We start from the raw sequence: 15,587 nt of genomic DNA, 5'->3' as shown, positions 1-15,587 counted from the left end.
GTTGGCTCCTTAAGTTGTAAAGCTACCAGCGAGAGTTGAAAGAATTAAATTCCAACCATCAACCAATACAAACAACATCAATTTAAACGGTAACGATACGATCATAGGCGAAAGCATCATCATACCCATGGCCATCAAGACTGAAGCCACCACTAAGTCGATAATTAAGAACGGCAAGAAAAGCATAAAACCAATTTGGAATGCAGTTTTTAGCTCGGAAGTAATAAATGCAGGAATGATGACGGTAATAGGAACATCTTCAGGATTTTCTGCTTCAACACCTGACATATTAACAAACGTTTCTAAATCTTTAACACGAGTCTGCGCCAACATGAATTCTTTCATTGGTACTTGAGCAACGTCGAACGCTTCACGAGCACTAATTTCTTCATTGATATAAGGCTGAATCGCCGTGTCATTCACTTTATCAAACACGGGTGCCATAATGAAAAAGGTCAAAAACATTGCGATACCAATGATAACTTGGTTTGATGGCGTTTGTTGCAACCCCATTGCTTGTCGAAGGATCGACATCACAACAACGATACGGGTGAATGAGGTCATTAAAATAACCATTGCAGGCAAGAAGCCTAGCATGGTCATTAAACCTAAGATCTGAAGATTAACCGAATAATCTTCACCGCCATTAGCATTGGTTGTCATGGTAAAAGCGGGAATGCCACTACCAGAACTACTGCCTTTAGCTATCGTTTTTGCGGCACCAGAATCTTTTTCCATCGCAGTCACGGTCATGCTTTCACCGCTGGCGGCAGTCGCAGGAATAGAGCTTGCTAAATCATCAACCGCCCACGCAGAAGATGCCATGAATAAGAGTGAAAAAACCGCCAAAGTGGCGGCAATTAATTTAGTTTTTAGCATTTTTTTTCATCAGTTGGCTTAGTTGTGTTGAAAATGGCGTTAGCGTTTTTTCAGTAACTTCTAACGGTTTTTCAAGTTTGCTCAGCATATTGATATTTTGAGAAGTGATCCCAATTAGGAATTGCTCTTCTCCAACTTGAACAACGGCAATGCGTTCTTTAGTCCCAACAGGCAGCTGTTTTACAATACTCATTGCACTGCCTGAACCACCAGCGACACCCGGAACTCTCATTCGCTTTAGCAACCATGCAAAAAATAAGATGAGTGCGATAACAAAAATAAGAGATCCCAAGGTTGCAGCTAAATCAACATTGGTACCGCTTGCAGCGAACAAAGGAAAGGGCACGAAGGCCAATAACCATAGCTGTTTCATATTCCTTTCCTTTTTGTTCAAGTACTTAGCTAAGTGGGTAAATTAACGTAGCTTTTTGATACGTTCAGTTTGGCTAATAACGTCAGTCAGACGAATACCAAACTTATCATTCACGACAACAACTTCACCGTGAGCAATAAGCGTACCGTTAACCATAACGTCTAGTGATTCACCAGCGATACGGTCAAGCTCAACAACTGAACCTTGGTTAAGTTGTAATAGGTTACGAATACTAATATGCGAGCGCCCTACTTCCATAGAAATAGTTACTGGAATATCTAGAATTGTATCAAGCTTGCGACGTTCATCTTCGTTAAACGCAGGCGCTTTTTCTTCTAGATCTTCTAAAGGTGCTGATACTGCTTCTGCACTTTCACTTAACGCTGCTGCCCATTCGTCAGCCATTTGTTGTTCATTTGAATCCATGATCCATTACCTTCTTTTATCTTATTCTTCGTCGTCTAGATCAAACAATACGTCTTTGCCTAAGAAGGCTAAATCCGTTTTTACCATATCAGGGCGTTTGATTTTCTCAGTGATCTGTACCGCTAATTTATCGTTAGATTTTCCTACTTTACCGCGATAGGTAGGCAGTTCTTCTACAAATACAGTTGCAGCTTCTGGCATCTCAACAGGGATTATATCGCCCGCTTCTAAGTCCATTAGGTCTCGTAATGAAATTTGGCTTTCTAATAGATTAACCTTCATTTCAACAGGCACATCCATGATTTCATCACGCAGCGCCTTACTCCAACGAACGTCGGTATCCATCTTGTCACTTTGAACACCGGCATCAAGTAATTCACGGATCGGTTCAACCATTGAATATGGGAACACAACGTGGAAATCACCACCGCCGCCATCCACTTCAATATGGAACGAACTGACTACGATAACCTCTGTTGGGCTCACAATGTTTGCCATGGTTGGGTTAACTTCTGAATCTAAATATTCAAATTCAACCCCCATGACTGGAGACCAAGCTTCTTTATAATCTTCAAAAACTACTTTTAGCAATAATTGAATGATACGTCGCTCTGTTGGTGTAAATTCACGGCCTTCGATCTTGGCATGGAATCGACCATCACCACCAAAGAAGTTTTCCACTAGAATGAAAACTAAACGCGCTTCCATGGTTACTAGTGCCGTTCCTTTTAATGGACGGAAACGCACCATATTTAAACTGGTTGGTACATAAAGTGTATTTTGGTATTCACCAAATTTCACCATTGATACGCCATTGATTGAAACTTCAGCCGTCTTTCTTAGCATATTAAATAAACTAATACGCATATGACGAGCAAAACGCTCATTAATCAATTCCAGTGTAGGCATTCGACCACGAACGATGCGGTCTTGTGATGAGAAATCAAAGTTCTTCATTGAACCTACGTTTTCATCACCACCTGGCACTTCATCTTCGACGTCATCTACACCGTGGAGTAGAGCATCAATTTCATCTTGAGATAATAGATCTGTCACATTGAACCTATTGCATTACAAAGTCAGTAAATAATACTTTTTCAATTACAGGTTTAGCTGTAATTTTGGTAAAGGCATCTTGAATATCACGCGTTGCCTGCTCTCGAAGATCAATACGACCACGAGGCTCTCTTAATTGCTCAACTGAAGCTGCGGCAAAAGTAGATAATAAGGCACTTTCAATTAAAGGAGTGTGTTGTATTGCAACGGCTTCATTATCTGCACCTCGCATTACAACTTGAACTTTCAATTGTACTAGACGATCTCGTTTATCACCTGTCACATTGAAAATAAATGGTTGAGGTAGGTTTAAATATAACGCCGGCATTTTTGCTTCTAGTGCAGCAATATCTTGCTCTGTTGGTTCTGCTTTTGGTTCACTCGACATAAAGAACCAAGCCCCTGCACCACCAATAAGTAATAATACAATCAATGCGATGAGAATGATCAGTTTCTTTTTATTTTTTAATGAGGCACCTTGATCAGCCATTGTTTTTCCTTTTGGATAAATCGTAAATTATTATTCTAAATTAGGCGTAAAAACTAATGCCGTCATTTGGTTTTGATACTTGAACACTGACTTCATGCTCTTCAGAAGACATTTCACTAAAACCAGAACCTTGACGAGAAGACTCTTCTTTTTGATAGCCATATTGTGAAGAATCGCCAGAGCTTTGTTGCTGAACTGATGTATCGGCCAATTGAATGCCTTGTTGAGCAAACATTTCACGTAAACGCGGTAAACTTTGCTCTATAGCATCACGAGCATGTTGATTCGATACTGTAAACTGAACTCCAGCACTATCAGCCCCCATATTCAAACGAATATGCATGCGTCCCATTTCTGGTGGATCCAATCGAATATCAACATGCTTTAAGTTTTTTGCCATCATCATATTGATGCGCTCTGCAACTTCATCACTGGCCATTTCTTGACGGATATTTAAAGGCACATTCATCGGATCTGTTCGTTGCGCTTGAGCTGCTGCCGCTTGTTGTGTTGCTGTCGTCCCTGATGCCGTTGCTAATTGCTGAGCAAAAGAGTCTGTTGTTTTTGATTCAGTTAAATTAACTGCGTCACCGTTAGCGACCTGTGTCATTCCTAACGCTGATATATCCATTTTAGCTTTTTTTGCATCGGCTAATTTACCAGACTCGGCTTCTGCTTTTCCGATAAGAGCCGTTGAAGTTAACAGCTCCTTGGTTGATTCTTTATTACCAGAAGCTTCGCCTTTAGTTTGAGCTTCGCCATTCGCAACTTTAGATTGCTTACCCCATTGAATTTCTTGGGTAGGGTCTGACTCATCACCAACGGTTTTACTGCTTTCTTTACCAGCAACAGCACCAACTGTCGCTTGAGTAAGCATGGCTTCTTTTCCGTCTTCCTGATCTAGCTCTTCTTCACTAGATCCTGACGTTTTATCTGCATCTTCTTTGTTTTTCTTACTATCAACAAGCGTACCATTTGCTTGATCAAGGCGAGATAATAACTCAGAGCCTTCACCTACTTTGTCTTCTACGCTGTCTTCTTTTTTTTCTAGTTCGTCGGCTTTTTCTTTTTTCTCTGCCTGACTGACTTCATCAGCTGCCGATTTTTCTTCAACCGCTGCTTTTTTGGCGGCTTCTTTTTCGCTTAATCCCATCAGTTCTTTTAGCTCTTCAACAAAGCCTTCTGAATCTGTTTTTTCTACGGCAGCCGTTTTCGTATCAGGCTTTATAGGCACATTTTTATTGATACTGTTTAATGATAAGTCATGACTGCTCATAGTATGTTCTCTACATTGAGTGTGGATTTTTTGACAAGAGCGATAGAGGCTCAACGTTTGATATTTTAAAGCAAATATTAAGCCAATTTTAATAATAGAAAGGAAATCACAAACAAATACTCAGAACCATTAAGATTGAGAACGACGAGAAAACTGTAACGTTGAAAATTCATCCATCATGTTTTGTTCTTGTTTATCTAACATTTTCTGGCGTTCTGTTTTTTTCTTATCGATCATCCATTCATAAGAACGACGCTGTTTACGAGTTTCTTGCCAATAGGTTTGGCAATTATCCACTTGGGAAGTGAAATGAGATTCAGCACTCTTTTGCTTGGTTAAGGTTTCATCAAGTTGAACTAAAAACTTATTTAAGTGGCTATATTGACTCGCAGTCAATCCTTGCTGGCCACGCTGCAATAGTTGATTACAGTAATCGAGACGGTATTTCTCGATCTGCTTTACTTGCTCGTAAAAGTTCTCAAGCTCGGCTTTGGCTGTATTTAATGCCATCACTGCTTGATTCTCTCTTTCTTGAGATTGTTCTAATAAAAAATCAAACGTACTACTCATGATCTTTCTCTTTTTTCATTATTGCCATTTAGCCACTCAGCAACATTTTTAGCATACTTTTACACATATCAAATGGAACACTTTCTTTCATTCGCTGTTGTAAATACTCATCTAAACGCGGCTTCAACGTAAAGGCTTGGTCTATCGCAGGATCAGTCCCTGGCTTATATGCACCAATCGAAACCAAATCTTGGTTTTTACGACAGATAGACAGTACTTGTCTCACCGCTTTCGACATGAGCATATGCTCTTCGTCAGTAATTTGTGGCATAACACGACTGACTGACTTCTCGACATCAATCGCTGGGTAGTGACCCGCATCTGCCATTTCTCTTGAAAGTACAATGTGCCCATCAAGAATAGCTCGAGATGCATCCGCGATAGGATCTTGTAAGTCATCGCCTTCAGTTAACACGGTAAAAAATGCTGTAATGGAGCCTTGGTCATCATTGCCATTACCTGCTCGCTCTACCAATGCAGGAAGCTTAGCAAATACTGATGGCGGATAACCTTTCGTTGCTGGTGGTTCACCAACAGACAGTGCAATTTCACGCTGAGCTTGAGCAAAACGTGTTAAAGAATCCATTAAAAGTAGTACATCTAAGCCTTGATCACGGAAATATTCTGCAATTGTGAGTGCCGTTTGACAGCCTTTTAATCGCATTAATGCGGATGAATCGGCAGGGGCTGCAACCACAACAGAACGTTTACGACCTTCTGGACCTAAAATCTCTTCGATGAATTCTTTAACTTCTCGTCCACGCTCACCAATCAAACCAACAACCACGACTTGCGCTGTGGTACCACGGGTCATCATGCCAAGCGTTACCGATTTACCCACACCAGAACCAGCAAATAAACCTAAACGCTGTCCTTTACCTACGGTAAGTAGACCATTAATTGCTTTTAAACCTACATCTAGTGGTTCTGAGATCGGCTTTCTTGCTAATGGATTAATTGGTTCAGACGTAAATGAGGCAGTTTGTTCGGTATACAATTCACCAAGCCCATCAATCGGGTTACCTACCCCATCAACCACTCGACCCAATAATTCCATACCAACAGGGATACCACTGCCGCCCACTATTGGGGTGACTTTTGCACCTGGTAATACACCAGATACTTGTTCATTTGGCATTAAAAATAGATTTTCACCAGAAAAACCGACGACTTCCGCTTCAATTTCACCATTAATGGTTTCGACTAAGCAAGAACTACCAATAGGTGCTCGGCAACCTGTCGCTTCTAACGTTAAGCCAACAACACGCACTAATTTTCCTGATGCAATAGCACGAGTGGTTAGCCCTGTTGTTTTATATTGGGAAAGGCGTTCAGACAATGACAACATTACTGATTTCCTTGGTGACGGTTAACCCCACAAAATTTAGCTAATACGCTTTTGATACGTTCTTCTAATAAGTAGCTAACTTTAGAATCGGAAGCTTGGATATTAATGTCACCCACATTCATTGACGGTTCTGAAATAAGAGTCCATTGTTTTTGAACTAATACCTCTTCACCATAAGCATCAATAACGCGTTGTTGATCTTCTGGATTAAGTGAAATGGTGATCTCTCGCTCTGTCACTGGTAACGTTTCAACAGCCTCACGAACCGTATCAAGAAGCACTTGAGGGTTGGTTTTTACCTCAACATGAATCACTTCTTTTGTCAGAGCAAGCACCATATCTACTAGCTGCTTTTCTACCTGAGAGTCGACTAATTCTAATGGCGCTGAAAATTTATCTGCCATTTCAATTAACTGTTTAATTCGCTCTTCTATTTCAGCTTGTCCTGCAGCGATACCTTCGTCATAACCAACTTGGTAACCCTCTGGCTTACCCGCTTCGAATCCTTCTGCTTGGCCCTTTTCTAAGCCTTCTTTGTAACCAAATTCTTGGCCTTCTAACAAACCTTCGTTATAAGCACCTTGCTTGATCTGCTCAATGATTTCATCGGTAAGCACAAACTCTTCAGGCTCTTCTTCTTTAGGTAATGAAGGTGTCCAGCTAGGATCGTAATTTAATGCTGTTTCACGGGCTGGTTTATCTGGATCAGAGTAATCTGGAGATTCCCAAATATTAGTTCGTTGCAGTTCACTCTCATCGGTAATACGAATAAAGCCACGTTTTTTGCTGATACTCATGATGATAACCCGTAAAAATTAGAAGTTTAGAAAGCACAACGGCTATTTCAATAATACCAATCATGTTGATATCAAACCGAAATAGCCGTTTTATTATAACTTAACGCACTGAAAACGTATTATACGAATTCATCCGCACCACCAGAAAGCATTAGGTCACCAGAGTCTGCCATTCGACGTGCCACTGCCAGAATTTCTTTCTGTGCAGCTTCAACATCAGCAACTCGAACTGGTCCCATTGCTTCAAGGTCATCACGCATAAGCTCTGCCGCACGTTTTGACATACACTTAAACATTTTCTCTTTAAGTGCATCGTCTGCGCCTTTAAGTGCTTTTTGCAGCACTTCTTGCGGAACATCACGCAATAGCATTTGAATGCCTTGGTCTTGAACATCAATAAGATTTTCAAAGACAAACATAAGATCTTGGATCTGAGTTGCTGTCTCTTCATCTTGGTCACGAATTTGATCCATCAACATACCTTCAATACTGTTATCTAGGTAGTTCATGATTTCTGCCGCTGCTTTCAGGCCGCCAATTTTGGCTGCTTGAGCACCAGATTGACCCGCAAACTGTTTCTCCATGATTTCATTTAGTTCAGCCAGAGCTGAAGGCTGAACTTCTTCAAGGTGAGCAATTCGCATCATTAGATCAAGACGTACACGTTCAGGGAATTGAGATAAAATCTCTGCCGATTGATCTGGGTCTAGGTAAGACAATACGATAGTTTGGATCTGTGGATGCTCATTCATGATGATGCTTGCCACCTGACGAGGGTCCATCCATTTCAATGAATCCAAGCCTTTAGAACCACTACCAAGTAAAATCTGGTCAACAAGGTTATTTGCCTTATCTTCACCAAGAGCGGCAACCAATGCATTACGCATGAAGTCTTCGCTACCCATACCGATACTAGTGTACTTCTGAATATCTTCTAAGAAAGCACGGTGAATCGCTGACACTTTAACCTGATTTAAATCAGATACAGTTGCCATTGCTGCACCCACTTTCTGAACTTGCTTTGGCTCTAAGTGGCGGATAATGCTCGCGGCATCATCCTCACTCAAACTAAGTAGCAAAATGGCTGCACGCTCTGAGCCTGCGAGTGATGAAAGATCAAACTCTTGGTTATCTTCATCTTTTTTTTCTGCTTCTACAATCTCATTAGCCATTTTCAGATACCCAGTTTTTAACGACTTGCGCCGCAAGTTCTGGTTCGTTCGCTACAAGAGCACGAACCGCTTTCAATAAGTCTTCATCTTTGTGTAGGTTTGGAAGGTCGATACCTGAGCCGAACTCAAATCCATCGCCATCCAAATCACTGCCAATTAAGCCCATTTCACCATCAGCATGACCTTCGCCATTTGCCATCGCATCGTCTTCTGCTTGATTAGGGAATAATAATTTATTCATTGCAGGGCGAACAAGGATAAGAAGCACGGCAATAATAACAAGTGCACCAGCTAACCATTTAACCCAATCATTAAAGTTTGGATTTTCCCAAATAGGAACATCAATGACGATTGGCTGTTCTTCAATAGCAAACTTAACACTTAATACGTTCAGTAAGTCACCACGTTGCTCATTAAGACCAACACTACCAATAATGATTTGACGAATTTTATCAATTTGTTCTGCTGACATTGGTGTGTATGTCACTTCCCCGGTTTCAGGGTTAACGCTTTGGCGCTCTTTTATTGCAACAGACACGGTTTGACGAGCAACTGTTCCACTTTGCTTACGCTCATGGCTGATCGTGGTATCTAACTCAAAGTTTCGTGTTGCTTCTTTGTGTACAGAACCTTGACCTAATACTGAACCGTCTTTTAATTCAGCAATGTCTTGAGGGATCGCAGAATCAACAGGAGGCTGATTACTTAACGCCCCTGGAACCCCTGCAATAACATTACCGTTATTGTAATCTTCTAATGTGTATTCACTTCGAGTAGATGGTGTTTGCGGGTCAAATTGCTTACGAGTTTGCTCAACAGCACTAAAGTCCATAGACACATCAACTTGAGCGGTATAGTTACCTAAACCTAATACTGGAATTAAAATTGCGTCAATTTTATCTCGCAGTGTTTGCTCTTGCTTACGCTCTAATTCTTGCTCTTTACGATGAGCCATTGCCATTGGGTCTTGCGAGCCTGAACTCAATAAACGCCCATGTTGATCTGTTACGGTAACGCGTGTTGGTTTCATTCCTGGAACCGCACTTGAAACCATATCAACAATAGAATCAACTTCTTCTTGTCTTAGGCTAGCACCCATACGCATTGTCAAAAATACCGTTGCTGACGCTTCTTGGTTATGACGAACAAACACACTTTGTTTTGGCATAGCAAGCAGTACTTGTGCTTTACGAATTGGACGCATTTGCTCAAATGTACTGGCTAATTGACGTTCACGGCTTAATTTTAGACGCTCTTGTTCTAAACGCTGTGAAACACCAAAGCCCATGTCTTGCAATAGAATGTCGTCACCTTCATCGACTGATTTATTTAAACCAGCACGAGAAAGATCTAATTTCATTTTACTGAATTCAGAGGCAGGAACTAAGATAGTATTTCCATCTAGTTTGTATTCGGCTTTCTGCGTATCAAGGTGATCAAGAACTTGGATTAGTTCATCCGTTTCATACATACCAAGCGGTCGCATTTCAGGTTCTTGCACCCAAAAGAAGAGCATTACAATTAAGGCAACACAAATAGAAACCGATAACACTAAGATAACTTGACGCAATAGATCAAGATTACCAAGCGCTGAATCTAATTTTGAAGAACTTTGCTCATCTACATCAGGATTTTGTACATCAACGGATCCATCCAGTGCCATTGCACCGCCTGACGACATTCCATCAGATACCGTTAAGTCTGTATTTTTATTTTCTTCTGACACGCTTTACTTCCTAGAAACTATACAGGCATATTCATTAGTGCTTTATAAGCATCAACTAGCTTATTACGCACTTGAATTGTCGCATCAAATGCTACGCTTGATTTGTTACGTGCAATCATTACATCGGATAATGAAACCCCTTCATCACCTCGATCAAAACGCACAGCCAAATCACTTGATGCTTGTTGTAAGCCATTCACGTTATTTACTGCTTTTGCAAACATTGCACTGAAGTCCGCACCGACTTCTTTACCTGTTGCTGGACGCGTTGTATTTGACGCGTCAAGCATCATTGCTTGCATTTCGTCCTGTAAACCACCAATCTTCATTTCTATTCTCCGACCCAGTCAACTAATTGACTTAATTTTACGACCCGAAGTATATAAAGCAATTTACATACCAAAATATCAATAACTGTAAGCGACTGTTTTAGCTTGGGATATCGATTCCAGCATCGCGCATCTTAGCAAGCTTGTATCTCAATGTTCTTGGGCTAATCCCTAGTTTTTCGGCTACATCTTTGCGCTTTCCGTCACACGCTTTTATCGTTTCTAAGATAATAATGTACTCTTGCTCACGTAATTCACCACCTAAGCCTGTCGATGTATTTGCTGCATCAATATTTGTGTTTTCTAACTCGGTAATTGATGGCTCATTTATTGACGGTACCTGTTGCTCAGGTCTAATTGTTGGGGCTTCACCACTTACAACTTGTTGTAAGCTGCTAGCATCAGCCCAATCAACGCCTTCAAGTAATACATCATCAGAAGTGAGCTGATTACCTTCAGCCAAAATTAATGCTCGTTGAACAACGTTATCTAATTCACGCACATTACCAGGCCAAGGGTAAGACTCTAATTTAGCCATGGCATCAACGGTTAATGTTGGTACAGGTAAGCCTTGTTTTTGACAGTGACGTTCTATCAAATGTTTTGCTAAAGGATTAATGTCCCCTTTACGCTCTTTTAATGGCGGCCATGCAATTGGGAATACGTTTAGACGGTAATATAAATCTTCTCTGAAATTACCTTCTTCAACGTATTTTTTTAAATCACGGTTACTTGTCGCTAAAATACGAACATCAAGCTTAATACTCTTACGGCCACCTAAACGCTCAACTTCTCTTTCTTGTAGAACTCGAAGCAATTTCGCTTGTAGGTTAAGATCCATTTCACTGATCTCATCAAGTAAAATAGTTCCACCTTGCGCTTGTTCAAATTTACCCGGACATGCTTGAACAGCACCAGTAAATGCACCTTTTTCATAACCAAATAATGTGGCTTCTAACATATTGTCTGGGATCGCTGCACAGTTAATTGCGACAAAAGGCCCCTCACTACGCTGCGAATTGTTATGTATATAACGAGACATCACTTCTTTACCTGAACCACTAGGGCCAAGTACCATCACGTTAGCGTCAGTTCGAGCCACTTTATCCGCTAATTTAAGTAATTTAAGGCTTTTTTCATCAGCTACAATCGCATCACCCGTTTGCTCATTTTTTACAGGAGCATAGCGACTTACCATATTTAATAGCACTTCTGGCGCAAAAGGCTTCGCCATGTAATCTATCGCGCCTTCTTTCATTGCAGAAACCGCATCTTCAATATTGGCATACGCTGTCATTAGAAGAACCGGTAAATTTGGCCAGTTCAACTTAATACTACGCAATAATGCCAATCCACCCATGCCTGCCATTTGAACATCTGAAACCACAATATCAACGGGTTCTTTTTTCAAAATCAATAGAGCGGTTTCCGCACTATCTGCTTCAATCCATTCATAACCAGCTAATTCTAAGGTGTCAATCAACGCTTCGCGTAGGCCTTCATCATCTTCTACGATCAGTACTTTACTTTGCGCCATGGTTATTCTCCAGATTCTCTTTGAGTTGCGGATTCAGCATAAGTTGCTGTTAGCGGGATCGACATGGTGAAGCACGCACCATCATCCGGTTCTGAATACAATTCAAGTTGTCCTTTATGTGCTCGACACACCATTTGAACAACAGCAAGACCAAGACCAGTGCCTTGAGAGCGTGTTGTAAAAAAGGGTTCCATAATTTTATCTTGTAGCTCTAATGGAATACCGGGACCATTATCTTGTACCGATATTTTTAAAAATCCGTTCACAGGTCTAAAGAAGACATCGATTTGACACTCTTTACCAATAACTTGGATGGCATTCATGATCAAATTACTAATGGCACTCGCAATGGCGTTTGCATTCCCCATTAATACGGTTTCTTCTTCTTCAACCTCTAAGTAGTAATCAACTTGATTTGACTGTAATGCGGTTTCAACCATTGGTTGATATTCAGCAACTAAATCAGCAATCGTAAAAGAGTTAACCACTTTATTATCGCCACCTTTTGCAAAAAGCAGCATGTCATTTACTTGCTTTTCAAGATCGTGAAGACGATCAACCAATTTAGTTTGGAAACGTTTGTGTGTCGCGGCAGGTAAATTAGGAGAGCCCAAATTAGATGCATATAGCATTGCACTTGATAAAGGCGTTCTTACTTGGTGTGCAAGGGACGCTACCATTTTTCCTAATGATGACAGACGTTGTAAATCACTGACTCTAGATTGCAGTAAACGAGTTTCAGTGAGATCAGTAATAAGAATAAGCTGACCGGTTTCTGATGCAGAAATAGCTAAGCGTACCTTACGTCCATTACGTAACGAGATTTCATGACCATCATCTTCTCTAGGATCAAACGAGCGTTGAATCACTTCAAACCAACGTTCACCTAATAATGGCGGCCCTAGAAGCCTGATCGCTTCTGGATTAACTTCACACACGACACCTTGAGTATTCAACAATATTACGCCTGCTGGCATAACATCTAATACTTGCTTATAACGTGTATTTTGTTCTTCTACTGTACCAAGAGGTGAGTTGAGCTCACTCTCTGAATTACCCTGCATAATTTTATTCCCGCCAAAACAACAAAAGGGCTAATGCATTTTACATGCCAGCCCTTTTGTTGCTTATTATCAATAACTTACAATAATAAGTAAGTTTGACGAGTCAATTATTTGTCAGTAGACCTTATTAACGAATATCATCTTTATTAAGATTATATTTACGCATTTTCTCTACTAATGTCGTTCTTCGCATGCCCAGCATATCAGCCGCTCTGGCAACAACGCCATTTTGAGCCTCAAGAGCTTGGCATATCATGTTAACTTCTACATCTGCCAACATCTCTTTCAGATTTAAACCATCTTCTGGTAAATCATTTGACGCTGGACCAAAGCTTTGTGTCACCGCCTGAGGGACTCCACCATCACTAAAGTTTGCAAACATGTCAGCGAGTGCTGCTTGTTCTTGCTCTTCAATGGTTTGCTGATTGTAATTCTCTGGCTGAAACTCTGGAATATCACTATAGCGATATTTGGTCGGTAAATGGTTTACATCAACAGACTCACCAGGGAATAAAATCATTAATCGCTCAATCAAATTCGCAAGTTCACGAACATTACCCGGCCAATGATGCTCCATCAACGAATTGACAGCACGAGGCGTAAGACGAACACGAGTGCTGCCTTCTGCTTCCATTCTTGCAAGTAACTCTTGCAATAACAGAGGAATATCTTGTTTACGCTCACGCAGTGCTGGCATTTCAATTGGGAAGACATTTAAGCGATAATATAAATCTTCACGGAATGTACTTTTCTCAATCATTTCATCAAGATTTCGATGCGTTGCAGCAACAATACGAACATCTGCTTTAATACTTTGATTTCCGCCAACACGCTCAAAACAACGCTCTTGTAAAACTCGTAATAGTTTCACTTGCATTGACATTGGCATATCACCAATTTCATCTAAGAAAAGCGTACCGCCTTGAGCTAATTCAAAACGACCTTTACGAGCGGTAATCGCGCCTGTAAATGCCCCTTTTTCATGACCAAACAATTCACTTTCTAATAAATCTGGTGGGATTGCGCCACAGTTAACCGGTACAAACGGCCCTTTACGACGTGGAGAATGATAATGCAGGTTTCGTGCAACCACTTCTTTACCAGTACCTGATTCACCCAAAACAAGAACACTTGCTTCAGTTCCAGATACTTGCTCAATTAAATGACGAACGGCACTGATCGCTGAACTTTGTCCAACCATACTGCGGAATAACGTATTCTTTCGACCTAGGTGAGGAATACCTAAACCACGGCGGCCCATAAATTCTTGGCAATGACGAAGTGCATCTGTTAATTGAGGATAATTAACAGGTTGGTTTAATTCACCAACATAATTGGTAAGATCATCAAGATCGTACATAGCGCCAGTCATAATTACGACAGGGATATGGTTATGATCGATTAATGATTTTTTGATCAGCTCTTTCTGCGATTCATTAGTTGCTTGGCCTAAAAAACAAGCACTCCAAGGATCACTCCACTCAAAAGTAGACAGTTCTGAAGTTGAAATAGCATGACAATGCTCACCGATAAACTCAAGAATAACCTTGAGGTTATGTCGGTTCTGCTCATCATCTTCAATAATTAGAGTCTTTGCTAAACCTTTCATAGAAGTGTTACGCGCCTTAATTCTTTGATTTAATTGGCTTATTCATTGAACAGCAACGGAATTACTCGACCATTTTATAGCATAAGAAAAATAAGGCAACTATGACTGCCGACTAATAGACAGCCATACCGTAAATGAGAGGTTAATATAAAAATCAGAAAATAAATTTGATTTATAAAATATATTTTATTATATGCCAACTTTATCAGCGGTAAGGTTATGAAACTCTGCAGGAATCTGGTCCCAAGCAGATTTTATTTCACGCAACATATCAACGACATCATCAATCGGCTGAGATTCATTATTTTGGTTTGCTTGTGAAATTTGACGGATCATGAAGTCATACAAAGAATCAAGATTGTTTGCAATATCACCACCATCATCCATTGAAAGGCATGAACGCAAGCTGATCACGATATCCAATGCTTTACCAAGACGTTCGCCTTTTACAGCGGTATTGCCTTGCTGCATTGCCGCTTTTCCTTGGATCAAGCGCTCGATAGCACCAGCCATTAGCATTTGAATGACCTTATGAGGTGATGCAGCACTTAATTGGCTATCAATTGATACCTTCTTATATGCTTGTAGTGAACCTCTCATCGTATTTCCTCAGTTTTATTGAAATTTTCTATATAACTGAACCGATTTTTTTGCATGGTTCAGTTTTTGATAATCTAAAGCAAATTGTTGTCCTAAACCATTCATCTCATTGATAATTAGTTGAGTTCTTTCAATTGCAGCTTGCCATTCAGTAGAATGCACTATTTCTGACACTTGCATGCATTGATGCAAGAGTTGTTCCCGATCTGATAAAAAAACCGCCACTTGCTCAAAATTAATATCATCACATCGATATGAGATCTGTAGCTCTCGATCTAATTTTGCTAATTGTTGTAATAACATCATCAAAGATACCTATTATTAAAGATGGCTAT

17 protein-coding genes are annotated in these 15,587 nt (G+C 40.5%); all 17 read right to left on the bottom strand.

The window, feature by feature from the left end:
• Positions 1-9 precede the first annotated feature (9 nt).
• Positions 10-879 carry a flagellar type III secretion system pore protein FliP gene (fliP, locus tag BTO23_RS01865; protein ID WP_060991555.1) on the bottom strand — a complete coding sequence of 290 codons (870 nt, stop codon included), beginning with the start codon at positions 877-879 and terminating at the stop codon, positions 10-12.
• Positions 866-1,252: a flagellar biosynthetic protein FliO gene (gene fliO, locus BTO23_RS01860; protein ID WP_061003003.1), complete on the bottom strand. Its 387-nt coding sequence runs from the start codon at positions 1,250-1,252 to the stop codon at positions 866-868. Before fliO ends, fliP begins: the two co-directional genes overlap by 14 nt.
• A gap of 42 nt (positions 1,253-1,294) precedes the next feature.
• Positions 1,295-1,678 (bottom strand): flagellar motor switch protein FliN, encoded by a 384-nt coding sequence (gene fliN, locus BTO23_RS01855; protein WP_060991557.1) that lies wholly within the window; start codon positions 1,676-1,678, stop codon positions 1,295-1,297.
• A gap of 21 nt (positions 1,679-1,699) precedes the next feature.
• Entirely contained in the window at positions 1,700-2,734 is a 1,035-nt protein-coding gene (fliM, locus tag BTO23_RS01850; RefSeq protein WP_060991558.1) for a flagellar motor switch protein FliM, read from the bottom strand.
• Between the two features lie 7 nt (positions 2,735-2,741).
• On the bottom strand, positions 2,742-3,224 hold the full coding sequence (fliL, locus tag BTO23_RS01845) for a flagellar basal body-associated protein FliL (RefSeq protein WP_061013045.1): 483 nt from the start codon (positions 3,222-3,224) through the stop codon (positions 2,742-2,744).
• A gap of 40 nt (positions 3,225-3,264) precedes the next feature.
• Positions 3,265-4,500 (bottom strand): flagellar hook-length control protein FliK, encoded by a 1,236-nt coding sequence (locus BTO23_RS01840; protein ID WP_061030204.1) that lies wholly within the window; start codon positions 4,498-4,500, stop codon positions 3,265-3,267.
• A 129-nt stretch (positions 4,501-4,629) separates the two neighbouring features.
• Positions 4,630-5,070: a flagellar export protein FliJ gene (gene fliJ, locus BTO23_RS01835; protein ID WP_060991561.1), complete on the bottom strand. Its 441-nt coding sequence runs from the start codon at positions 5,068-5,070 to the stop codon at positions 4,630-4,632.
• 28 nt (positions 5,071-5,098) lie between these two features.
• Entirely contained in the window at positions 5,099-6,418 is a 1,320-nt protein-coding gene (gene fliI, locus BTO23_RS01830) for a flagellar protein export ATPase FliI (protein ID WP_060991562.1), read from the bottom strand.
• A complete protein-coding gene (gene fliH, locus BTO23_RS01825) occupies positions 6,418-7,215 on the bottom strand; it encodes a flagellar assembly protein FliH (protein WP_060991563.1) in 798 nt (265 codons plus the stop codon). Before fliH ends, fliI begins: the two co-directional genes overlap by 1 nt.
• Before the next feature lie 119 nt (positions 7,216-7,334).
• Positions 7,335-8,387: a flagellar motor switch protein FliG gene (gene fliG, locus BTO23_RS01820; RefSeq protein ID WP_060991564.1), complete on the bottom strand. Its 1,053-nt coding sequence runs from the start codon at positions 8,385-8,387 to the stop codon at positions 7,335-7,337.
• Positions 8,380-10,113, bottom strand: coding sequence for a flagellar basal-body MS-ring/collar protein FliF (gene fliF, locus BTO23_RS01815; protein ID WP_060991565.1), 1,734 nt, complete (start codon positions 10,111-10,113; stop codon positions 8,380-8,382). The genes fliG and fliF overlap by 8 nt, the downstream gene beginning before the upstream one ends.
• Positions 10,114-10,130: 17 nt before the next feature.
• Positions 10,131-10,442 carry a flagellar hook-basal body complex protein FliE gene (fliE, locus tag BTO23_RS01810; RefSeq protein ID WP_060991566.1) on the bottom strand — a complete coding sequence of 104 codons (312 nt, stop codon included), beginning with the start codon at positions 10,440-10,442 and terminating at the stop codon, positions 10,131-10,133.
• 100 nt (positions 10,443-10,542) lie between these two features.
• On the bottom strand, positions 10,543-11,979 hold the full coding sequence (locus BTO23_RS01805) for a sigma-54-dependent transcriptional regulator (RefSeq protein ID WP_105062860.1): 1,437 nt from the start codon (positions 11,977-11,979) through the stop codon (positions 10,543-10,545).
• 2 nt (positions 11,980-11,981) lie between these two features.
• On the bottom strand, positions 11,982-13,043 hold the full coding sequence (locus BTO23_RS01800; RefSeq protein WP_060991568.1) for a sensor histidine kinase: 1,062 nt from the start codon (positions 13,041-13,043) through the stop codon (positions 11,982-11,984).
• A 127-nt stretch (positions 13,044-13,170) separates the two neighbouring features.
• On the bottom strand, positions 13,171-14,652 hold the full coding sequence (locus tag BTO23_RS01795; protein ID WP_060991569.1) for a sigma-54 dependent transcriptional regulator: 1,482 nt from the start codon (positions 14,650-14,652) through the stop codon (positions 13,171-13,173).
• 189 nt (positions 14,653-14,841) lie between these two features.
• On the bottom strand, positions 14,842-15,252 hold the full coding sequence (gene fliS, locus BTO23_RS01790; protein ID WP_060991570.1) for a flagellar export chaperone FliS: 411 nt from the start codon (positions 15,250-15,252) through the stop codon (positions 14,842-14,844).
• Between the two features lie 15 nt (positions 15,253-15,267).
• Entirely contained in the window at positions 15,268-15,558 is a 291-nt protein-coding gene (locus tag BTO23_RS01785; RefSeq protein WP_061003009.1) for a hypothetical protein, read from the bottom strand.
• Positions 15,559-15,587 lie beyond the last annotated feature (29 nt).

Source organism: Aliivibrio sifiae, assembly GCF_002954715.1.
GTDB classification, from domain to species: domain Bacteria; phylum Pseudomonadota; class Gammaproteobacteria; order Enterobacterales; family Vibrionaceae; genus Aliivibrio; species Aliivibrio sifiae.
The sequence above is the reverse complement of the archived record's forward strand: the minus strand, read 5'-3'. Positions and strand labels throughout refer to the sequence as shown.